This is a genomic window from Ornithinimicrobium tianjinense, assembly GCF_014636495.1.
GTDB classification, from domain to species: domain Bacteria; phylum Actinomycetota; class Actinomycetes; order Actinomycetales; family Dermatophilaceae; genus Ornithinicoccus; species Ornithinicoccus tianjinensis.
In genome coordinates, this window is record NZ_BMEM01000006.1 from 85,800 (window position 1) to 107,512 (window position 21,713).

15 protein-coding genes and 1 tRNA gene are annotated in these 21,713 nt (G+C 73.5%); 11 read left to right on the forward strand and 5 right to left on the reverse strand.

Annotated features, from left to right (window positions below; all coding sequences use genetic code 11):
- Positions 1-18 precede the first annotated feature (18 nt).
- Together IEV65_RS14795 and IEV65_RS14800 are read left to right on the forward strand one after the other, a co-directional pair.
- Positions 19-3,189 (forward strand): ATP-dependent helicase, encoded by a 3,171-nt coding sequence (locus IEV65_RS14795; RefSeq protein ID WP_188432098.1) that lies wholly within the window; start codon positions 19-21, stop codon positions 3,187-3,189.
- Positions 3,186-6,449: an ATP-dependent helicase gene (locus IEV65_RS14800; protein ID WP_188432100.1), complete on the forward strand. Its 3,264-nt coding sequence runs from the start codon at positions 3,186-3,188 to the stop codon at positions 6,447-6,449. Before IEV65_RS14795 ends, IEV65_RS14800 begins: the two co-directional genes overlap by 4 nt.
- 7 nt (positions 6,450-6,456) lie before the next feature.
- Here the strand turns inward: IEV65_RS14800 and IEV65_RS14805 are convergent, their stop codons facing one another.
- Positions 6,457-8,160 (reverse strand): phosphotransferase, encoded by a 1,704-nt coding sequence (locus IEV65_RS14805; protein WP_188432102.1) that lies wholly within the window; start codon positions 8,158-8,160, stop codon positions 6,457-6,459.
- 94 nt (positions 8,161-8,254) lie between these two features.
- On the opposite strand from IEV65_RS14805, the gene nudC reads away from it, so the two are divergent.
- The 4 genes from nudC (at position 8,255) to IEV65_RS14825 (ending at position 12,232) form a co-directional block, all read left to right on the forward strand.
- Entirely contained in the window at positions 8,255-9,229 is a 975-nt protein-coding gene (gene nudC / locus IEV65_RS14810; protein ID WP_229735326.1) for an NAD(+) diphosphatase, read from the forward strand.
- On the forward strand, positions 9,226-11,373 hold the full coding sequence (locus IEV65_RS14815) for an ATP-dependent DNA helicase UvrD2 (protein WP_268235354.1): 2,148 nt from the start codon (positions 9,226-9,228) through the stop codon (positions 11,371-11,373). Before nudC ends, IEV65_RS14815 begins: the two co-directional genes overlap by 4 nt.
- Positions 11,374-11,484: 111 nt before the next feature.
- Positions 11,485-11,688 (forward strand): hypothetical protein, encoded by a 204-nt coding sequence (locus IEV65_RS14820; protein ID WP_188432105.1) that lies wholly within the window; start codon positions 11,485-11,487, stop codon positions 11,686-11,688.
- A gap of 262 nt (positions 11,689-11,950) precedes the next feature.
- Positions 11,951-12,232 carry a WhiB family transcriptional regulator gene (locus IEV65_RS14825; RefSeq protein WP_188432149.1) on the forward strand — a complete coding sequence of 94 codons (282 nt, stop codon included), beginning with the start codon at positions 11,951-11,953 and terminating at the stop codon, positions 12,230-12,232.
- 100 nt (positions 12,233-12,332) lie between these two features.
- On the opposite strand, the gene IEV65_RS14830 is transcribed toward IEV65_RS14825, so the two are convergent.
- Both IEV65_RS14830 and IEV65_RS14835 read right to left on the reverse strand, forming a co-directional pair.
- Positions 12,333-12,995, reverse strand: coding sequence for a hypothetical protein (locus tag IEV65_RS14830; protein ID WP_188432107.1), 663 nt, complete (start codon positions 12,993-12,995; stop codon positions 12,333-12,335).
- Between the two features lie 81 nt (positions 12,996-13,076).
- Complete coding sequence (locus IEV65_RS14835; RefSeq protein WP_188432109.1) at positions 13,077-14,480, reverse strand: zinc-dependent metalloprotease; 1,404 nt, start codon at positions 14,478-14,480, stop codon at positions 13,077-13,079.
- 119 nt (positions 14,481-14,599) lie between these two features.
- On the opposite strand from IEV65_RS14835, the gene IEV65_RS14840 reads away from it, so the two are divergent.
- The 3 genes from IEV65_RS14840 (at position 14,600) to IEV65_RS14850 (ending at position 17,391) form a co-directional block, all read left to right on the forward strand.
- Positions 14,600-15,697 carry an NAD-dependent epimerase/dehydratase family protein gene (locus tag IEV65_RS14840; protein ID WP_229735327.1) on the forward strand — a complete coding sequence of 366 codons (1,098 nt, stop codon included), beginning with the start codon at positions 14,600-14,602 and terminating at the stop codon, positions 15,695-15,697.
- 93 nt (positions 15,698-15,790) lie between these two features.
- Positions 15,791-16,222, forward strand: coding sequence for a molybdenum cofactor biosynthesis protein MoaE (locus IEV65_RS14845; protein WP_308642587.1), 432 nt, complete (start codon positions 15,791-15,793; stop codon positions 16,220-16,222).
- 62 nt (positions 16,223-16,284) lie between these two features.
- The gene (locus IEV65_RS14850) at positions 16,285-17,391 is read left to right on the forward strand and encodes a YlbL family protein (protein ID WP_188432113.1); all 1,107 of its coding nucleotides are present in this window, start codon (positions 16,285-16,287) and stop codon (positions 17,389-17,391) included.
- Between the two features lie 33 nt (positions 17,392-17,424).
- Here IEV65_RS14850 and IEV65_RS14855 read toward each other — a convergent pair whose 3' ends face one another.
- Positions 17,425-17,955, reverse strand: a complete 531-nt coding sequence (locus tag IEV65_RS14855; RefSeq protein WP_229735328.1) for a PPA1309 family protein — start codon at positions 17,953-17,955, stop codon at positions 17,425-17,427.
- A 63-nt stretch (positions 17,956-18,018) separates the two neighbouring features.
- Here IEV65_RS14855 and IEV65_RS14860 point away from each other — a divergent pair, with 63 nt between their 5' ends.
- Both IEV65_RS14860 and IEV65_RS14865 read left to right on the forward strand, forming a co-directional pair.
- The gene (locus IEV65_RS14860; RefSeq protein WP_229735329.1) at positions 18,019-21,078 is read left to right on the forward strand and encodes a UPF0182 family membrane protein; all 3,060 of its coding nucleotides are present in this window, start codon (positions 18,019-18,021) and stop codon (positions 21,076-21,078) included.
- Between the two features lie 96 nt (positions 21,079-21,174).
- Positions 21,175-21,248, forward strand: a tRNA-Met gene (locus IEV65_RS14865).
- A 34-nt stretch (positions 21,249-21,282) separates the two neighbouring features.
- On the opposite strand, the gene IEV65_RS14870 is transcribed toward IEV65_RS14865, so the two are convergent.
- Positions 21,283-21,525: a hypothetical protein gene (locus IEV65_RS14870; protein WP_188432117.1), complete on the reverse strand. Its 243-nt coding sequence runs from the start codon at positions 21,523-21,525 to the stop codon at positions 21,283-21,285.
- Positions 21,526-21,713: the final 188 nt, after the last annotated feature.

Sequence of the window (21,713 nt, forward strand, 5' to 3'; positions counted from 1 at the left end):
CGATGATGAGATGGGGGTATGTCGTCCCAGGGCACCCCGCAGCCGCTCCCGCCGGAGCGCCGCACCGCCGACCCCGAGCAGCAGGCGGTGGTCGCGCACCGTGGTGGGGTCCTCCTGGTGCTGGGTGGTCCGGGGACCGGCAAGACGACCGCAGTGGTGGGCCACGCGCAGGAGCGGGTGCTGCGGGACGGTTCGTCGCCGGACTCCTGCCTGGTGCTGGCCCCCACCCGGCAGGCGGCCGCCCGGCTGCGGAGCCGGATCGGGCAGGGCCTGGGCACGACGTTCGCCGAGCCGCTCGCCCGCACCCCGTCCTCGCTGGCGTTCTCCGTGCTGCGGCTCGCGGCCGCCGCGGCGGGGGAGCCCCTGCCTCGGCTGCTGTCCGGCGCGGAGCAGGACGTGATCCTCCGGGAGCTGCTGGCCGGCCACGTTGAGCAGGGCAGCGGCCCGGAGTGGCCCGCGTCGCTGACGGCGGCCCTGTCGACCGCAGGATTCCGCGGTCAGCTGCGTGACCTTCTCATGCGCGCGGTCGAGCACGGGCTGGAGCCGTCGGACCTCGACCGCCTGGGCGACATTCACGGGCGGCCGGAGTGGGGCGCCGCGGCGCGGGTGCTGGCCGAGTACGACGAGGTCACTGCTCTCTCCGACCCTGGCAGCTTCGACCCGGCGTGGATCTGCACCGCTGCGGCGGACCTGCTCGAGGACGACCCCGATCTGCTCGCCACGGTCCGGGGGCGCATCAGAGCCCTCGTCGTGGACGACGCGCAGGAGCTGACGGCGTCCGCGGCGCGTCTCGTCTCGGTGCTGCACCGGCCGGGGGCCGACCTGCTGCTGGTGGGGGACCCGGACGCGACGGTCCTGGGCTTCCGGGGAGCGGTGCCGGGCCGCTTCATCGATCTCGCGCGACAGCTGGCCGGCGACGAAGGTCTGCGGAGCGTGGCCCTGCGCACCCGTCACCGGGGAGGCCCGCAGCTGGCCGAGGTGCAGGCCGGTGTCGCCGAGCGGATCGGGGTCGTCGGAGGGCGGGCGCACCGTCGCCCTGCGCCGGGTGGGCGACCGGGGGAGTCGGTCGAGGTGGCGGTGGCCCGCAGCCGACCGCAGGAGAGCGCCTACGTGGCTCACTGGCTGCGCCGCGCCCACCTGATGGACGGGGTGCCCTGGGAGCAGATGGCCGTCATCGCCCGTGCCGGTGCGCAGCAGGATGCGCTGCGGCGGGCCCTGACCTCCGGCGGGGTCCCCGTGGAGGTCGACCGCGCGGGGCTGCCGCTGGGCCTGGACCCCGCCGTCGAGCCTGTCCTGGTGGCCTTCGACGTCGTGACCCGCCCTGCCGTGGGAGCGTGGGAGGTCAGGCCGGAGGAGGCGATCAGCCTGTTGACCGGTCCCTTCGGGCAGGTGGATCCGGTCCACCTCCGCCGCCTCCGGCGACGGGTCCGCACACAGGAGCTGGCAGAAGGTGGGACCCGCACGGCCGACGAGATCCTGGCCGACCTGCTGATCGACGAGGAGCTGCGCGCGACGACCCCGGCCGAGCTGCACCCGGACCTCGCACCGCTCGTCCGGGTGGGATCGGTCCTCGACGCCGGCCGTGCCGTCGCCTCGGCCGATCCGGCGGGCTCGGCCGAGGACGTGCTGTGGACCCTGTGGCAGGCGAGCGGGCTGGCGGAGTCATGGGGGGCCCAGGCGCTCGCCGGTGGTGCGCTGGGCGCTCGCGCCGACCGAGACCTCGATGCGATCCTCGTCCTGTTCGGCGCGGCGGAGTCCTACGTCGAGCGTCTCCCCGGCAGCCGGGCCCGTGGTTTCCTCGACCACGTCCGCAGCGCGGAGGTGGCAGCGGACACCCTGGTCGTGGGCGCCCGCACCGGGTCGGCCGTGGAGGTCCTCACGCCGCAGGCGGCGGCCGGTCGGCAGTGGAGCCATGTGGCGGTCGTCGGCGTCCAGGACGGGGTCTGGCCCGACCTGCGCCTCCGGGACACGCTGCTCGGGGCCGAGGCGCTGGTGGCCGTCCTGCGCGGCCAGCCCGCCCACGGCGCCGAGGCCGTGCGGGCGGCGCAGGCGCAGGTGCGCGCTGACGAGCTGCGTCAGTTCCACGTGGCCATCACGCGCGCCGACCGTCAGCTGCTCGTGACCGCCGTCGCCAGCACCGACGACCAGCCGTCAGGGTTCCTCGACCTGGTGGACCCCGCCCACCGGGACCGTCCGCAGGTCGACGTCCCCCCGGCACTGACCCTGCGTGGCCTCGTGGGGCAGCTGCGCCGGGAGGCCGTCCTGGCCCAGCGCTCGGGACGCCGGGCGGACCGGGACGCGGCTGTGGACACGCTCGCGCTGCTCGCCGAGGCCGGTGTCCCCGGCGTGGACCCGTCGACCTGGTGGGACACCCTCGACGTCTCCACGACCCGGGACCTGGTGCCGACCGGCCCCGTGCGGGTCTCGCCCTCGCAGGTGCAGACCTACCTCGACTGCGCCCTGCGATGGCTGCTGCAGGGCCGCGGGGCGGAGACGGGCGAGGCGACGGGGGCCGACGTCGGGATCCTCGTCCACGACATCGTCGCCAAGGATCCCGACGCCGACGGTCCCACCCTGGTCGAGGAGCTCGACCGACGGTGGCCAGAGCTGCGGCTTGGTGAGGGATGGATCTCGGACAAGCAGCAGGCGGCGGCACGCAGGATGGTCGAGCGCTACGCCACCTATGTCCAGCAGGCGGCGGCCGACGGTCGTGTGCTGCTCGGCACCGAGATCCCGATGCGTGCCCGGTTCACGGCACAGGAGGACGAGAAGGCCCGAGAGGTGCTCATCACAGGCCAGGTCGACCGGCTGGAGCGCGCCCCCGACGGCCGCCTGGTCGTGCTCGACCTCAAGACCAGCAGGTCCAAACCATCCGCGGAGGAGATCGTCACGCACGCCCAGCTCGCGGCATACCAGGTCGCCGTGGAGGAGGGCGCCTTCCGCGACCTGGCCCCGGGCGGTGCCGGCGGCGCCCGCCTGGTCAACCTCGGGATCAAGGAGAAGGCGCTGACCCAGGAGCAGCAGCCACTGGGCGAGAGCGAGGACCCCCGCTGGGCCCACCGGCTGCTGGCCACGGCTGCCGCAGGCATGGCCGGGCACGAGTTCACCGCCCACGACCAGGCGCAGCGGTGCCGCACCTGCCCGGTCCGGTTCTGCTGCCCGCTGCAGCCCGAGGGACAGCAACGATGACGACCGCCGCCTCCGAGACACGCAGCGCTCACCGCTACGGCGCGGACGACCTCGCCGACCTGCTCGGCACGCACCGCCCCACGTCCGAGCAACGAGCCGTCATCGAGGCACCCTTGGCGCCGACGGTGGTCGTCGCCGGCGCAGGATCGGGCAAGACGGAGACCATGGCGTCCCGGGTGGTGTGGCTCATCGCCAACGGTGTGGTCCGCCCCCAGGAGGTGCTGGGCCTGACCTTCACCCGCAAGGCGGCGCTGGAGCTGGCCGGCCGCCTGGCTGACAAGCTCACCCTGCTGCGCGACGCCGGCGTCCTGACCGCCCAGGAGGACGGCTCCGGCGATGCCTTCGACCTGCCGACAGTCTCGACCTACCACGCCTATGCCGGCCGCCTGGTGAGCGAGCACGGCCTGCGCCTCGGCGTCGAGCCGGACGCCCGCCTGCTCTCCGAGGCGGCCTGCTGGCAGCTGGCGCACCAGGTGGTGGCCGAGCACAGCGGTGACATGGAGGCGATGGACCTGCAACCCGCCACGGTCGTGCGCGCCGTCCTCTCCCTGGCCGGCGAGCTGGGGGAGCACCTCGTCGACCCGCAGGCGGCGCTCGGGTGGTTGACCCGCGTGGAGGACCGTCTGCGCGGACTGCCGGGGCGGGACGGCAAGCCCGCGAAGGTGATCGGTCGCAACCTCGCCGACACGCTCCGGCGTCAGTCGTTGATCTACCCGCTCGTCGAGGAGTACCGCGCGGCCAAGGCGGCCCGCGGTGCCCTGGACTTCGGCGACCAGATGGCCCTCGCGGCGAGGCTCGCCCAGCAGGTGCCCGACGTCGCGGCGGCCGAGCGCGTGCGCTACCGGGCCGTCCTGCTGGACGAGTTCCAGGACACCTCCGAGGCGCAGATGGTGCTGATGACCGCGCTCTACGCGGGCGAACGTCTCCCGGTCACGGCGGTCGGTGACCCGCACCAGTCGATCTACGGGTGGCGCGGTGCCAGCGCGACGACCCTCACCCGCTTCCCCGAAGCCTTCGCGCTCGACGGTCAGACCGCGCCGGTGCTGCATCTGTCCACCTCGTGGCGCAACGACGAGAGCGTCCTGGACGTCGCGAACGCGGTGTCCGGCCCGCTCCGGGACGAGTCGCCCATCCCGGTCCGCACCCTGGAGGCGCGGTCCGGTGCGGGCGCGGGGCAGGTCGAGGTCGCCCGCCTGCTCGACCACGTCACCGAGGCAGAGCACGTCGCCGAGTGGGTCGCTGGGCACTGGGGCCGCCCGGGCGCACGGACGGCAGCGGTCCTCTGCCGGACCCGCGCACAGTTCCCCACCATCGTGGACGCGCTGCGGCACCGTGGACTGCCCGTCGAGGTCGTCGGGCTCGGTGGCCTGCTGGACACGCCGGAGGTGCTGGACCTTGTCGCCTTCCTCTGGGTCGCCCAGGAGCCCACCCGTGGTGACCAGCTGATGCGCCTGCTCAGCGGCCCCGTCTGCCGGCTCGGCGCCAGCGACATCGACGCGCTGTGGGCCTGGGCCCGCGAGCTGGGTGGCGCAGGCGCGCGGGACGGCCGGCGCGAGCACACCCCGGTCCTGGCCGAGGCTCTCGAGCAGCTTCCGGCCACTGGCTGGGTGGACCGTGAGGGTCGCCACCTCAGCCCGGAGGCGCAGACGCGCCTGGCCGGTCTGGCGCGTGCGGTCCGTCGGGTCCGCAGCCTCGTGGGGCTGACGCTGCCCGACCTGCTCGTGGAGGCCGAACGGCTCCTCGGTCTCGACCTCGAGGTGGCCGCGGACCCCGACCTGCACCCGACCTGGGGCAGGGCCCAGCTCGATGCGCTCGTGGACGTGGCGGCAGGTTTTGCCTCGGGGGCCGACAGGGCCACCCTCGGTGCCTTTCTCGACTGGCTCGACGCCGCGCGCGAGCACGAACGCGGGCTGGAGGGCGCGGAGGTTCCCGAGCTCGCCGAGGTGAGTGTGGATGCCGGTCGGGTCCAGGTCCTGACGGTGCACGCCGCGAAGGGTCTGGAGTGGGACCTGGTCGCCGTCCCGGGCCTGGTCGAGGGCACCTTCCCCTCCCGCAGCGCCCGGGCGAGCCACGACGGCCGGAGCTGGACGGTCTCCCGTCCGAAGGACAAGGGCTGGCTGACCGGCGTCGGCAGGCTGCCGACCCCGCTACGGGGAGATCGCGAGGGTCGGCCGACCCTGGGCTGGCTGTCGGTCGCCGACACCGAGGAGCTGCAGGCTGAGCACGACCGACTCCTGATCGACGGAGGCGACTTTGCCGTCGCAGAGGAGCGGCGGCTCGCCTACGTCGCCTTCACCAGGGCGCGGACCCGGATGCTGCTCACGGCAGCCGTGTGGTCGACCGGAAAGACGCCGCGTGTCACCTCGCGCTTCCTGGACGAGGCCATGGCCGTCGAGGGCGTGATCACGCGCACCTGGGTGCCCATGCCGGACCCGGACGTGCCTGACCAGATGCAGAACCCCAGGCTTCTCGAGGAGACGGTGGCCCCCTGGCCCGTCCAACCCGTGGCTCGCCGGTCCGTCGTGCGTGACGTCGCCTCGGCCTTGATCGCGGCCCGCACCACGGCTCAGCCTCCGCTGCTGCTCGGCACCCATCCGTGGCACGAGGCGGCCCAGCTGCTGCTCGCCGAGCGCGCCGAGGCTCGCACGGCCGGCGCCGCCGCGGCGGTGCCGGACCATCTCTCCACGTCGGCGGTGGTCGAGCTGGCCGCCGACCCGGCAGCGTTCTTCGCCCGGCTGCGTCGTCCCCTCCCGCGGCCGCCCGCGCCGCACGCCCGCCTCGGCACGGCCTTCCACGCGTGGGTCGAGCAGCACTACGCGGCAGCGGCACTGGTCGACCTCGACGCGCTCCTACCGATGGACGCGGACCTCGAGCCGGAGGAGGACCTGGAGCTGCTCCAGCAGAACTTCCTCGCCAGCGAGTGGGCGGACCGTTCCCCCCTGGAGGTGGAAGTGTCCCTGGAGACGCAGGTGGCGGACCGCTCGGTGCGCGGACGGATCGATGCCGTGTTCGACGACCCGGACGGCGGGATCACCATCGTGGACTGGAAGACCGGCCGACCAGGATCCCCCGAGCAGCAACGACTCCGGGCGCTGCAGCTTGCGGTCTACCGGCTGGCCTACGCCCGGCTGACCGGCAGGCCTCTCGAGACGATCCGCGCAGCCTTCTTCTTCGCCGCCACCGGTGAGACGGTCCGCCCGCCGCTGCTCGACGAGGAGGAGGTGGAGGGGTTGCTCGCCCGGTTGTCCGGGACGGGCTGAACGACGCTCAGCCCGCGCTGGTGCCCGAGTCCTTGTCGTCAGAGGTGTCGGGACCCTGGGTGCCTGAGGCCCTCGGTTCCTGGGAGCCGTCGACGTCGCGGCTCGTGCCGTCGACCGGCTCGCTCGCGGCAGGATCCTCTGCGGTCGACGACGTCATCTCCAGATCCGGCATGCCGTACAGCTCGGAGAGCCGGTCCGCAGGGTCGTCAAGATCGCCACCGGACGCCGGAGGCTCCGGCCGCCCGCTCTGCTCGGCCGCCTGCTCCGCCGCCTGCTCCTCGATCCGCTCCTCGGAATCCGCGTGGAGCGGCTCACCGACCGGTTGGTCGGCGGGTGAGGGTGGCAGAGCCACCTCGACCGTGAGGTCTCCCTCGTCGGGAGAGGGTGCCGCCACGGGAGAGGGTGCCGTCAGGGAGGCCGCTTCGGACGTCTCGCGGTCAGCGTCCGCCGTATCGGCGTCTGCGGCTTCGTCCAGGTCCGGGGCCCCGTCAGGGCCTGTCGCGCCGTCAGGGTCTGACGCCTCGTCGTAGGCATCGTCGCCGGGCAACCGGCCGTGCGCCACGACGGGCACCTGCTCCGTCGGCTCATCCTCTGCGTCGTCCGCAGAACGACCGGCGTCGCGGACGGGTCCGGCGGGCCCGGCCGCCCCCGACACGTCCTCCTCGCGGGCCCGCTCCAAGGCTGTCTCAGCGGAGGGATCGGCGGTGACGCGCGCTGCGGCGACGGACCGGGAGGGCGCCCCGGCGCGGGGCCGCGCAGTGACCGGGACGAGCGAGTCCTCGTCCTCGGTGAGCCGGTCCATCCGCCGCAGCGCCTCCACGACCTTGCGCTCGACCTCCTCCGCACCGTCGGCCACGGCCGCCGCCAACCCGTGCAGCACCCGTGTCTCAGCGAGGAGGCGGGCGCGGGCGTGGAGGTACGGGTCCGGCCGGTGGGTCCTGGCCAGGGCATAGCTGTCCAGCACGGACTCCCAGGCCTCTGGCGAGGCCTGCGAGTAGATGGAGGTCAGGTCCTGCGCCGGGTCTCCCACCATCGCGTGGCCCCAGTCGGTGAGCGCCACGACCCGACCCGTCGCGGCGTCCGTCTCGTCGGCGAAGGCCACGAGCACCGTGCCCCCGCCGAACGAACCGTGGACCGGGGTCGTGGCGAACTGCCACAGCGTGGGCGCGTCGAAGGCCTCCTCCCACCGGGCGAGCAGACGGGTGGGGACCCGCCCGGTCTCCGCCGCGCGGTCGACCTCGGCGGTGGCCCGCTGGCGGCACCCGGCGGCATCGAACACCGGGACGTCCTGCTCCTCGAAGACCGCTCGGGGCACGTTGTGGACGGCAGCGAGCGCGCGGCCGACAGCACTGGCCAGTCCCTGACCGGCAGGCAGGCGCGCCAGGTCCAGCGGAGAGCCCTCGACATACGGGTAGACGGCCGCGTAGCCGTCACGACCGACGGAGGCGTGGCCCACGGACGCCGGCACCTTGAACGGGACGTGCCTGGCGAGGGCCCGGACCAGGTCGTCGTTGCGCTGCATACGGGCGCCGGCCACGGCGTCGAGGGGTGCGTGGACGACCCAGCGCCGGCCCGTGGCGTCCTCGACGAGGGCTCGCTGCACCCCCGCATCCTCATCGGCGGGCATCTGCCTCATGCCGGCCACCGAGACCGGCTTCATGCCCGGCACGGCGGCGCTGGCGAGGGCGGCCATGGCCAGATCGCTGCGCATCACCCTTCCACCGTAAGACGTCGGCCCTCCTGAGCCGGGGAAGCGGACCCGGCAGGTCACGGGGGCGTCGGTGCGCACACCTAGAGTTGCGTGGGTGAGCACCCCCGACGAGACCCTCCTCGACCTCGCGCTGGCGAGGGCAGCCGTCGACAGGTCCGCTCACGAGCGGGCCGACCTGACGACCGTGCCCCGTGCGCTGGCCGACCCGTCGACCAGGGTGCTCACGCTGCGCGGGGGACAGGCCGCGGTGCGTGGGGACGGGAGCGGACCGCACGCCGTCACCCTGGTGCTGCGGCCACCTGCGGACAGTGACGCCGCTGCCTCGCCGTGGTTCCTCGGCCGCCACCGTGGGGTGGCCTACCTCGCCGTGCTCGCTCCCGAGGGCTTCGACGACGACGGGCCGAGCGCCGACGAGCCGAGCGCAGAGCCGGACGTGAGGTGGGCCGGTCTGCGCGAGATCGGTGCGGAGCTCGGGGACGCCGACGCCGGGCTGCTCACGACGGCGACGGCGCTGGCTGGCTGGCACCGCACGCATCGTCACTGCACCAGGTGCGGGGCGGTGACCGAGGTGGTGCTCGGCGGCTGGGTCCGCCGTTGCCCAGCCGACGGCTCGGAGCACTACCCCCGCACCGACCCTGCCGTCATCATGGCCGTGGTGGACGAGTCCGACCGGATCCTGCTCGGGACCGGCCACGCCTGGCAGGAAGGGCGCGTCTCCGTGCTGGCCGGCTTCGTGGAGGCGGGAGAGTCGGCCGAGGCGGCGGTCGTCCGCGAGGTCCGCGAGGAGACCGGGGTCGAGGTGACGGACCTCGTCTACCGCGGAAACCAGCCCTGGCCCTACCCCGGGTCGCTCATGCTGGGCTACCGCGCTCGCGCGCTGACGACAGAGCTGCGGCCGGACGGCGAGGAGCTGCGGTTCGCCGGGTGGTTCGACCGGACGACGCTGGCGAGCGAAGCCGCGGCGGGTCGCCTCACGCTGCCGGGACGCTCGTCCATCGCCCGACACCTGATCGAGGAGTGGTTCGGGGGGCCGGTCGCCGAGGGCGCAGGTCCGGGAGGCGGACGGTGACCGACAGCCTCGGCGCCGGCGCCGGGCCCGTCGGCGATCCTGACCTGATCCTGTCCGCCCTCGACCCCGAGCAGCGGGAGGTCGCCGGGAACCCCTCCGGACCGATGGTCGTGCTGGCCGGCGCCGGCACGGGCAAGACCCGAGCCATCACCCACCGGATCGCCTACGGGGTGGCCAGCGGCGCCTACCACCCCGCACGGGTGCTGGCGGTCACCTTCACGGCGCGGGCAGCGGGGGAGATGCGCACGCGGCTGCGTGGGCTGGGCGTTCCCGCCGTCCAGGCCCGGACCTTCCACGCCGCAGCCCTGCGCCAGCTGCAGTTCTTCTGGCCGCAGGCGGTCGGCGGCGCACCGCCCGAGGTCGTCCCGCAGAAGGTCCCCGCTGTCGCGGAGGCCGCCGGACGGCTGCGCATCCGCCTGGACCGTGCGGGCCTGCGGGACGCGGCGGCCGAGATCGAGTGGGCCAAGGTCAGCATGCTCACTGCGCAGACGTATGCCGCTGCCGCCCGCGCCCAGGGGCGTGCGCCCGCCGGTCTCGACGCGACCGCGATGGCTCGCCTCCTCGAGGTCTACGGCGAGGTGTGCGCCGAACGCCACGTCATCGACTTCGAGGACGTGCTGCTCCTCACGGTCGGCATGCTGGACGAGCACCCCCGGATCCTGGCCCAGGTGCAGGGGCAGTACCGCCACTTCGTCGTCGACGAGTACCAGGACGTCAACCCGCTGCAGCAGGCGTTGCTGGACCTGTGGCTGGGCGACCGCTCGGACGTCTGCGTGGTCGGCGACCCGGCCCAGTCCATCTACTCCTTCACGGGGGCGTCGGCCGACCATCTGCTCGGGTTCGCCGGGCGGCACTCGGGCGCACGCACCGTGCGACTGGTGCGCAACTACCGCAGCACCCCGCAGGTGATCCAGGTCGCGAACCTGGTCCTGGGCGGTGGCCGACGTGCCTCGGGTGGCCCGCCCGCCGCGCGCGCCACGGAGGGGGTGGAGCTCGTCGCCCAGCGCGAGCCGGGGCCGACCCCGACGCTGACGGCATACCCGGACGACGAGGCCGAGGCCGCGGGCGTCGCGACCCAGGTCCGGGCGCTGCTCGACTCGGGCACGCGGGCGAGCGAGATCGCGGTGCTCTACCGCACCAACAGCCAGTCGGAGGTGCTCGAGGCAGCCCTGGCCCGCGCGGACGTCCCTTACCTGGTCCGGGGCGGGGAGAGGTTCTTCTCCCGGGCGGAGGTCCGGTCCGCGGTCCTGCTGCTCCGGGGTGCAGCGCGCTCGGACGACGGCTCGCAGCCCCTGGGCGAGGTCGTGAGATCGGTGCTGTCCGGCGCGGGGTGGGGCCCGCAGCCGCCGGAGGGGGGCGGTGCCACCCGCGAGCGCTGGGAGAGTCTGCAGGCCCTGGCCCTGCTCGCCGACGACCTCGCTCGCACCACCCCGGCCGCGCGAGTGCCCGACCTGGTCGCCGAGCTCGACCGGCGCGCGGCGGAGCAGCACGCACCCACGGTCGAGGGCATCACGCTCGCCTCGCTCCACGCGGCGAAGGGTCTGGAGTGGGACGTGGTCCACCTGGTGGGGTGCAGCGAAGGGCTGCTGCCCATCACGCTGGCGGACACCCCCGCACGGGTCGAGGAGGAACGCCGCCTCCTCTACGTCGGCATCACCCGCGCCCGCGACCGCCTGGTCCTGAGCTGGGCCGGTGCCCGAGCTCCCGGGGGGAGGGCGTCCCGGTCGGTCTCGCGCTTCCTGGCGCCGGCGGCCACCGTCCTGGGGGCAGGCGCGGCAGGCCGCGACCGCACGGGTGCGGGCAGGGCAGCCCGCAAGCGCGGCACCGACAGGGCACCGCGCACGTGCCGGACGTGCGGGACGGTGCTGCACAGCGCGGCCGAGCGCAAGATCGGCCGCTGCGAGGCCTGTCCGGCGACGTACGACGAGGCGGTCTTCGAGTCGCTGCGGCAGTGGCGCAAGGAGACGGCGGCCGCTGCCTCCGTCCCGGCCTACGTCGTCTTCACGGACGCCACCCTCACCGCGATCGCTGAGTCCATGCCTGCCGACCAGGCTGCGCTGCAGCAGATCTCGGGGGTCGGGGAGCGCAAGCTAGGGATGTATGGCGAGGCTGTCCTCGCCCTGCTGCGGCCCTCGTCCGACTGATCCGGAATAAAGACGTTGCGCGCGGGCGGGCAGGTGCCTAGAGTGATCTCTGTCCAGCTCACGGCCGTCGATGGCCTGTGGGGTCAGCGCATCTGGGAAGGAGGGGAAGACATGGAGAAGACGATGTTCGTCACCGGCTCTCGGCGCCTCGTCGGCGTGACGGGCGCAGCCATGCCCACCCCCGGCTTCTCGCTGCGCCCGCGCTTCGGCTCTGCCGAAAGGCTCGCCCCGGTCCGCGCCGTGTTCGGCGCCGACCTCGGCGGCGCCACGGCGCCGAACCCTGCCCTGGACGTGACCTCAGCCAGGACCAGCTAGCTCCGCTGCTGCGTCTGCCGGCCGCGAGTCCTCGTCCGAGGATCCGCGGCCGTTCTGCTGTCTGGACCAGGCTCCCCGCCAGGTCGCGCAGACCGTCACGGATCCGTCCCGCACCAGCCCGGAGACCTTCGTCATGACGATCACCGCACACCCACCCAGACCGCACATCAGACAGCAGCAGGAAGGAACAGACGTGCCTACCGCGATGCGCACGCACGCCACCGACAGGCAGGTCGGGAGCTCGGCCCACCCGATCGCCGCGATGCTCGGGCTCGTCCTCGACGTGAGGACCGAGGCGCGGGTCGTCGCCCTGCCGTGCCAGGTCAACGACGCAGACCTGTGGTTCGCGGAGCTGCCCGACGAGGTCGAGCAGGCCAAGGCGTTGTGCCTGGACTGCCCGCTGCGCGAGGCCTGCCTCGCCGGCGCCCTCGAGCGTGGTGAGCCCTGGGGTGTCTGGGGCGGACAGCTCGTGCTGCAGGGCGTGGTCGTGCCGCGGAAGCGGCCACGCGGCCGACCCCGCAAGGACGCCGTCGCGGCCGCCTAGCGACCGACGCTCCCTGACGACCGACGCCGGCGGGTGAACGCGGCTGCGGACGACAGGGGCGGGCCCGGCGGGGGAGTCCCGCCACCGGCCGCCGGCCGGATCAGCGCCACCCGGGGTGCCACGGGCACTCCGGGTGGCGCGTCCACGTCCGGGTCACGACGTGGGGCGCGTGCGGGCCGATCTCGTGGGCCAGGCCCGCCGCGACCGGGCGGTGGGCCACGACGGAGGCGATCAGGAGCATCACGACACCCTCCGCGGTCGCGAGCACCTCGGGCACGACCGGGACCGGCTCCAGCTGACGGGCGGGGTGGCCCAACGCCGTGGCGACCTCGGGCCAGGCCGGATCACGGTCCCGCCGGCGCAGGTCCAGGCAGTGCAGGCACGGGCCTTCCGGCAGTCCGCTCAGCGGCCCGACCACGATGCGCCGCGGTTGCACGACGACGGGCAGGCGCAGCAGCCCCGCGCGTGAGGTCGTCAGCGCCACGTCCGGAGGTATGACGTGATGGTGCACCTGGACGGCCGGGCCGGCGGACTGCTCCGTGGCCGCGACACCGCCGAGGAGCAGCGACAGGTGCCGTGCCACCGGGCCGGCGCCGAGCACCGGGCAGGTCGGTCTCCCGGTCGGCCTCGACGGCCAGGCGAGCGCCGCCCCGATCGTCTCGGCGAGCCGCCTGGGACCCGCCTGGCTGGCCATGAGGGCCCCTGGGCCCACGCCGAGCCGCAGCTCGGGCACGTCCTCCGGCCGGCTGGGTGTCATGGTCACCCGACCACCCTCGCACCGCGGCGCGGACGGACCCGTGGTTGTCCACAGGTGCGCCCGCCTCGGGAGGGGTGAGCCGCAGGCTCAGGCCTCGTCGCCGCCCAGCAGACGCTCGATGTCCTCGTCGGTCACCGTGAGGCCGTCCCCGCTCTCCACGCTGCCTCCTCGACGTCGCTCGACATACCCCAGGGGGTCGTCGAGGTCGGCCGCGGTGGGAGCGAGGTCGGGGTGGCCCCAGGCCTCGTCACGAGCGGCTGCGCCGGAGGACTCCTCGAGGGCCGCCCAGAGGTTCGCGGCATCACGCAACCGGCGGGGGCGCAGCTCCAGCCCGATCAGGGAGGCAAAGGTCTTCTCGGCCGGTCCGCCGGTGGCCCGCCGGCGCCGGACAGCCTCGGCCAGGGCCTCGCTGTGGGGCAGGTGCGCCGCCGTGGCCCGCGCGGTCACCTGGTCGACCCACCCCTCGACGAGCGCGAGGTAGGTCTCCAGCCGGGCCAGGGCAGCCTGCTGGGTCGGGCTGGGGTCGGGGGAGAAGAGGCTGCCGCCGAGCGCCTCCTGCAGCGCGGCCGGGTCCTGGGGATCGGTGCTGCGGACGGCCTCCTCGATGCCCTCGGTGTTAATCCTGATGTCGCGCGCGTAGGCCTCGACGCTCCCGAGGAGCTGAGGGCCCAGCCAGGGGACGCCGGCGAAGAGACGGACCCGGGCGGCCTCGCGCACGGCCAGGTAGAGATGCACCTCACCCGCATCGATCTCCAGGCCCTCCGCGAACTGCGCCACGTTGGCGGGCAGGATCGCCACCGACTCGTCGTCCAGCAGCGGGATGCCGACCTCGGTCCCGGAGAGGGTCTCCGCCGCCAGGGTGCCGACGGCCTGGCCCACCTGGCCGCCGAACATGCTGGCGCTCATCCGACGGATCATCGGTTCCATCTGGCCCATGAGCATCGCCGGGTTCATGCCGGCCGGCAGACCGGGGATCTGGGGTGCGCCCTCCTCGCCGAGGCCCGACAGCTGCTGGCGCATCGCCTCGCCCAGGGCGTTCTGCAGCCCGGTCGCGACGGGGGTGGTGAGCCGCTGCCACAGCGGGAGGGTCAGCTCGACCCACTCGGCGCGGCTCAGCGCGCGGGCCAGGCCCTCCGGTCGGGGGAGGTCGGTCACGGCGTCCAGCCACAGGGACGCCACCTGGACCACCTGCTCGACGTCGCGACGGGTGCTCTCGCCGATCGAGGCGTCGCCCTGCTGGGCCACCACCTGGCGCGCGACGTCGTGCGCCAGCTCGGAGTTGACCGGTCCGTCATCGCCCGCACCCGCTCCCATCAGCATCTCGATCTGGCTGCGCATCTGGGCGGCCTGGGTCGCGTCGAGGTTGCCCAGGCCCATGGCCTCGAGCGCCTCCCGCATCTGGGGCGGTACGGCACCCCCGAAAAGCGCCTCGAAGGGGTCGTCTCGGCCCTCGGGCTCCTCGGGCAGCTCCGGACGGTTCTGGTCGGACACGGTGGGTGCTTCCTTCCTGGGGGCAGGGCCGGTCGGTCCAGCCTGCCACTCTGAGACGATGGCGGGTGCCGCGGCTGCCGCCGCAGCGCCCTCATCCTCATCAACACCAGGAGGCCTCCGTGAGTTCCACGGGTGACACGAGCGCTCCTGCGGGCCGCGGTGTGCGCGTGGCGCTGACGCGGGCGGGCACGCCGTTCGGCACCGCGCTGGCCGAGCTGCTCGTCGCCGGGGGCGCGGACCTCGTGGGACTCGACGAGCGCGTCGGCGACAGTCCCGGCGTGGAGTGGCGCAGCGTGGACGCGGGTTCGCCCGCCGTGCTCCAGCACCTGGAGGGTGTCGACGTGCTCGTGCACCTGGCGTGGGAGCCAGACCTGCAGACCTCCCTCGCGGAGCAGCCCGCGGTGAGGCGTGCCCGTCAGGTCCGGACGGTGCGCACGCTGCTGACCGCCAGTGCCGCGGCGGGTGTGCGACGGCTGGTCGTGGTGACGAGCGGCATGATCCACGGGGCCAGGGCGGACAACCCGGTGCCGCTGCCCGAGGACAGCCCGGCGCGGACGCCGGACACCGAAGGGCTGGTCGCCGACCTGGTGGCCGTCGAGCAGGAGCTCACGGCCCGCGGCGCACCCCGTCCCGGTCCCCAGGTCACCGTGCTGCGCCCCGGAGCCCTGGTGGGTCCCGGCGTGGACACGATGATCACCCGGCATTTCGAGGCTCCCCGCCTGCTCACGTTGCGGGGCACGAGACCCGCCTGGAGCTTCTGCCACGTGGACGACCTGGCGTCGGCGCTCCTGGTCCTCGCGCGCGCCGACGAGGTGCCCGACGAGCTGGCCGTGTCCTCCTGGGGCAGTCTCAGCCAGCAGGACGTGGAGGAACTATCCGGCATGCGGCACGTCGAGCTGTCCGAGTCCTCGGCGCACTCGGCCGCCGACCGTCTGCACCGGCTGGGTGCGGTTCCCGTGGCGGCGAGCGACCTGGCCTACGTGGCGCACCCCTGGGTCACCGAGCCGCACCGGCTCGCCGCGCTCGGCTGGCAGCCCGCGCACGACAACGCCTCCTGCCTGGCCACCCTGCTGGACCAGGTCCGGGGCCACCGCGCGGTGATGGCCCGACGGCTGCGTTCGAGGGACGCGGTCGGGGCCGCGGCCGGAGCCGCCAGTGCGGCTGTGGCCGTCATCGCGACCGCAGCGCTCCTGCGCCGCCGCCGCGGGCGGGACTGAGGAGCCGGACCCAGCAGCGCGCGCACGGCACCGCGCACGGCACCGCGCACGGCATACAGGGCCCTCCCAGGGGTGATGGGGCATGATGACGCGGTGAGCGAGCACGCACCGACCGTCGTCACCGACATCCGTGACCAGCCGCTGTCCGTCGACGAGGCCCTCGCTGCCGTCGCGCACCCGCGCGCGGGCGCGGTGACCCTCTTCGTGGGGACCGTGCGCGAGCACGACGAGGGGCGCGAGGGTGTCACCGAGCTCGACTACAGCGCGCACCCCGACGCCCTGGCGCACCTGACCCTCATCGCCGAGGAGGTCGCCGCGGGCCAGCAGATCCACGGGGTCTACGCCGTGCACCGGGTCGGCGAGCTCGCCGTCGGAGACCTCGCCGTCGTCTGCGCGGTCTCCGCCGAGCACCGCGCGGAGGCCTTCGAGGGCGGCCGGCGCCTGATCGAGGAGCTCAAGGCGCAGGTGCCCATCTGGAAGCGCCAGGAGTATGCCGAGGGCGGGCACACCTGGGTGGGCCTGTGACCGTGGCGCAGCAGGGTCCGGCCCCCGCGCAGGTGCCCCCGGACCGCCCTCCTCACACAGGCGTGAGCGCCTACGCCTGGGCGATGATCGTCACCGTCGCGCTCGCCGTGGTCCTCGGTGCGGCCCTGAGCCGGGTCACGGTGGACGACGTCGTCTACTTCCCCGGACCCGTGTACGACACGCTCGGGGCCATCGACGACACGACCGTGGTCCAGATGGACGAGGACCTGGAGACCTACCCGACCGACGGCGACCTCTACTTCACCACCATCCGGCTGGCGGGCGGCCCCGGCGACGACCTCAACGTCTGGGAATGGGTGAGGGCCAGGCTGGACCCGTCCACCACCATCGTGCCGCGCGAGGAGGTCTATCCGGAGGACGTGACCCCGCAGCAGGTCCGCGAGCAGAACACCTCCCTGATGCAGCACTCGCAGCAGGACGCGGCCGTGGTCGCGCTGCGCGCCGACGGGATCGCGGTGCCGGAGAAGATCATGGTGGCCCAGGTCATCCAGGACGCGCCGGCCGACGGGGTGCTGGAGGTCGACGACCAGATCCTGACGGTCGAGGGCGACGAGATGGACGACACCGAGACCGTGCGCTCCCGCCTCCAGGAGGTCACCCCCGGCGAGACGGCAGAGATGACCCTCGTGCGCGACGGCAAGACGATCACCCTCGACGTGCCGACCACCAAGGACGAGGAGAGCGGCCGCACCATCGTGGGCGTCTACCTGGCTCCCGACTACGACATGCCCTACGACGTCACGGTCTCGGCGGGCAACGTCGGCGGACCGAGCGCCGGCCTGATGTTCGCGCTCGCGATCTACGACACGATCACGCCGGGGTCGCTCACCGGCGGCCTGTCCTTCGCGGGCACGGGCACGATCAGCGGCAACGGCACCGTGGGCCCGATCGGCGGCATCGCCCAGAAGATGTGGGCCTCCGACCAGGCCGGGGCGACGGTCTTCCTCGCCCCTGCGGACAACTGCGACGAGGTGGTCGAGCGCACGCCCGACGGTCTGACCGTGGTCCCGGTCAGCACCTTCGACGAGGCCAAGGAGTATGTCGAGGCGGTCGCCTCGGCAGGCGCGGACGAGCTGAGCTCCCTGGACCTGCCGACCTGCCAGCAGGTCCTGGCCGAGCGTTCGGACGGCGCGACGACCACGGGCTGAGACCCCAGGGCGCGCCGTCGTCGGCGCAGCGGCTCAGTCGCGCAGCGTCGCGGCCAGGGCGTGGGTGAGCCCGGGGGCGATGTCCCGGCCGATCGCCACGGCGTCGTCGCTGTCGTGCTCACGCTGGCGCAGCAGGCAGATCTGCTCGCCGTCGCGCAGGCACGCTGCCAGCAGCCGGACGTCCTTGCGGTCGGGGTGGGCAGCCAGCTGGTCCGTGGCCGCCCCCGGGTCGTCGGGCAGGTTCCGCTCCGCCTCCGGTGGCACCACGATGCGCTCGACGGCCAGCGCGACGCCGGCGACCTCCTCCGGCCAGGCCACGCGCCCGAGCAGCGACTCGAGGTCGGCGGTCGGCGGGAGCCCGTCCTGCTCCACGGCGGTGTAGCCGGTGTCGTCCGCCTCGGACAGCCGACCGGCCAGGCTCGGCTCACGCTCGCGGAGCAGGGCCGTCGGCACGAGCGCGAAGAGGCGCGGGGGCTGGTCCCAGCCCAGCCGGGCGACGTGCCGCTCGGTGTCGACGGCAGCGGTCAGCAGGGCGGATCGTGTCGGTTCCTGGTCGTGGGGCACGGGACCCATCGTCGCACCCGAGGCCACGCAGGAGGGCACGGTGCGGCCGGATAGGCTGTCGGGGTGAGCGAGCCAGAGCCCCGCCCCGACCCCGACGAGCCCACCGGTCCGCCGCGGAACACCGGTCCGACAGGGCCGGGAGGCCGTGGCCCGCGCCGACCGGGTGGACCCGGGCGCCCCGGTCGACGACGCAGCCGGCTGATCCCCACGCTGGTCATCCTCTTCGTCCTGCTCGCCGGGATCGGGTCCGCGGCCACGCTGTGGACCGAGTTCCTGTGGTTCGACGCCGTCGGCTACCGCTCGGTGCTCACCACCCGGCTGCTGAGCCAGACGGCGATCTTCGTGATCGCGGGCGGGCTCACCGCGCTGCTGGTCTGGGCCTCCCTCTGGCTCGCCTGGCGGCACCGGCCCGTCTACGCCCCCAGCACCCCCGAGCAGGCCGCCCTCGACCGCTACCGCACCGCGCTGGACCCGATGCGGCGCCTGGTCTTCGTGGCGGTCCCTCTGGTGCTCGGCGCCTTCGCCGGCACGGCGATGTCCTCGCAGTGGCAGACGGTCCTGCTCTTCCTCAACCGCCAGCCGTTCGGCCGGGAGGATCCTCACTTCGGTCTCGACATCGGCTTCTTCGTCTTCAGCCTGCCGTTCTGGCAGATGCTGGTCTCGTTCGCCACCCTCGTGATCGGGCTCTCGGTGATCGCCGCGGTCCTGACGCACTACATCTACGGGGGCATCCAGCTGCAGGCCGCCGCGGGAGCCTCCCGGACCACGCCCGCCGCGCGCCTGCAGCTCTCGGTGCTGCTCGGGCTGCTCCTCGTGGTCCGTGCCGCCGGCTACTGGGTGGAGCGCTACACGCTGAGCATGACCGAGCACGCACGGATCACCGGTATGACGTACACCGACGTCCACGCGGTCCTGCCCACGCGCAGCATCCTCGCCGTCGCCGCGCTGCTGTGCGCCGCCTTCTTCGTGTCCACCATCTGGACCCGTGCGTGGCGGCTTCCCCTCATCGGCCTCGGCGGTCTCGTCGTCGTGGCCCTGCTGCTGGGCGGCCTCTACCCCTCGCTGGTGCAGTCGCTACGGGTCCGCCCCTCCGAGGCCCAGCTCGAGGCGCCCTACATCGAGCGGGCGATCGCCAGCACCCAGGAGGCGTACGGCCTCGCGGGTGTCGAGAAGACCGACTACGACGCCGTGACCGACGCCGAGCCCGGGCAGCTGCGCAGCGACGCCGAGACGATCCCCGGGATCCGGATCGTCGACCCCATGGTGGTTTCGCCGACCTTCCGTCAGCTGCAGGGCGTGCGCAACTACTACCAGTTCGGCGACGCGCTGGACGTGGACAGCTACGAGGTGGACGGCGAGCAGGTGGACACCGTCATCGCCGTCCGCGAGCTCAACCAGGCCGGCATCCCGGCCGCCCAGCGCAACTGGGTCAACGACCACACGGTCTACACCCACGGCTTCGGCGTGGTGGCCGCGTACGGCAACCGCCGGTCGAGCGAGGGTGAGCCGATCTTCTACGAGCGCAACATCCCGCCGGTCGGGGCTCTCGGTGAGTACGAGCCCCGGATCTACTTCGGGGAGCACTCCCCGGACTACTCGATCGTCGGGGCTCCCGAGGGCGCGACCCCGCAGGAGATCGACTATCCCTCCAGCGGCTCCACCACCGGTGAGGTCCGCAACAACTACGAGGGTGACGGCGGGGTCTCCATCGGCAACGTGCTGCGCCGCACCGCCTACGCCCTGAAGTACCGCGAGATCGAGATCCTGCTGTCCGACTCGGTGAACAGCGAGTCGCGGCTGCTGGACCACCGCCAGCCCCGGGAGCGCGTGGAGCGGGTGGCTCCGTGGCTCAAGCTCGACGGCAACCCCTACCCGGCCGTGGTCGGTGGGCGCGTGGTCTGGATCGTCGACGGCTACACCGTCTCGAGCCGTTACCCGTACAGCGTGATGATGGAGCTCGGGGAGGCGACGGCCGACTCGCTGCAGCAGGCGCAGAACGTCGACACCATCGGCGCGGGCCGCGTCAACTACATCCGTAACTCCGTCAAGGCGACCGTCGACGCCTACGACGGCTCCGTCGACCTCTACGCCTGGGACCAGGAGGACCCGTTGCTCAAGGCGTGGAGCCAGGCGTTCGACGGGTCCGTCCAGCCCATGTCGGCGATCGAGGGCGACCTGATGAGCCACCTGCGCTACCCGGAGGACCTCTTCAAGGTCCAGCGCTCGGTGCTGACCCGCTACCACGTCGACGACGCGTCCAGCTTCTTCGGCGGCCAGGACTTCTGGGCGGTCTCGGAGGACCCGAGCGTGGAGACCGCGACCAAGCCGGACATCCCCCCGTACTACCTCTCGGTCGCCATGCCCGGGCAGGACGAGCCGACGTTCAGTCTCACGACGACCTACATCCCCCAGGGGCAGGCGAGGCAGAACCTCACCGGCTACCTCGCCGTCGACGCGGACGCCGGGCAGACCACCGGCGAGCCGCGCGAGGGTTACGGCCAGATGCGTCTGCTCGTGCTCCCGCGCGACACGACGGTGCGCGGTCCCGGGCAGTTCCAGAACGACATCAACTCCTCCAACGAGACGTCGGAGGCCTTCACGCAGACCCTGTCGCAGTTCCTCAACCTCAACCGGCAGCAGGGCTCGCAGGTCAAGATCGGCAACCTGCTCACCCTCCCCGTCGGGGACGGACTCCTCTACGTCGAGCCCGTGTACGTCCAGGCGGAGAGCGGCTCCTCCTACCCGCTGCAGCGTCTGGTCGTCGTGGCCTTCGGCAACGAGCTGGCGTGGTCGGACACCCTCAACGGGGCGCTCGACGAGCTCTTCGGCGGGGACTCCGGCGCGACGGCGGGCGACGCCGGCACGGGGTCACCGACGACGCCCCCCGGTCAGGGCGGGACCCCGTCCGAGGAGCCCGTCGAGGGTGACCTCGCCGCCGCGGTCGCCGACATCCAGAAGGCCTACGAGGAAGGACAGGCCGCCCTGGCGGCCGGCGACTGGGAGGCCTACGGCCAGGCTCAGGAGCGCCTGCAGAGCGCCATCGAGCGAGCGGTGGCGGCCAGCCCGGAGGGCGGCTCGGTCACGGTGCCGGGCGACGACGCGTCGCAGACGACCGCACCCTGACCGGGCCACCGGGGCCCGCCGCCCGCAGACCGGCGGCCCGACCTCGATTTGGTCGGGCCGCCGGGTCGGGGTAAAGTAGTCCAAGCACAGCAACGACGCGGGGTGGAGCAGTTCGGTAGCTCGCCGGGCTCATAACCCGGAGGTCGCAGGTTCAAATCCTGCCCCCGCTACTCCACAAGGCCCCTGACCAGGCGAGACGCCAGGTCAGGGGCCTGAACTTTTGCTCAGGACGATCGACTCCTTCCCGGGCTGCGTGGGAGCCCGGCGCGGTCGAACTCCTGCTGCAGGCGCGGACGACGCCGTGGATCGCAGCGTGGCCATCGGGTCCACCTTCTTGTAGACGTTCATCAGCTCGCTCCACGTGCGGTCGCTGTCCAGGGCGAGGGCGTGCGCGAGGTTCCAGGCAAGCTCGGGCTCCTTGAGAGTGAGGAGCGCGAAGAGGACCACGTCCCGGGGACTCGCCGTGAGAGCTGCAACGACCTCGTCCCGGACATCGGTGTCCTGGCCCCGGCAGCCGCCTGCTGATGGGGCTCCAGGAGTCGACGGCAGGCGTCGCCGATGATGCCGCTGGAGTCGTCGGCCCGGGCGATCACCTTGAGCGCCGATGCGAGCGCTGTGAGTGACTGAGTAGATCT

What these genes read in the sequence shown, in the direction of transcription:
- IEV65_RS14795 (WP_188432098.1), top strand. Translation starts at nt 19, where the DNA reads ATGTCGTCCCAGGGCACCCCGCAGCCGCTCCCGCCGGAGCGCCGCACC.
- IEV65_RS14800 (WP_188432100.1), top strand. Translation starts at nt 3,186, where the DNA reads ATGACGACCGCCGCCTCCGAGACACGCAGCGCTCACCGCTACGGCGCG.
- IEV65_RS14805 (WP_188432102.1), bottom strand. Translation starts at nt 8,160, where the DNA reads ATGCGCAGCGATCTGGCCATGGCCGCCCTCGCCAGCGCCGCCGTGCCG.
- IEV65_RS14820 (WP_188432105.1), top strand. Translation starts at nt 11,485, where the DNA reads ATGGAGAAGACGATGTTCGTCACCGGCTCTCGGCGCCTCGTCGGCGTG.
- IEV65_RS14825 (WP_188432149.1), top strand. Translation starts at nt 11,951, where the DNA reads ATGCTCGGGCTCGTCCTCGACGTGAGGACCGAGGCGCGGGTCGTCGCC.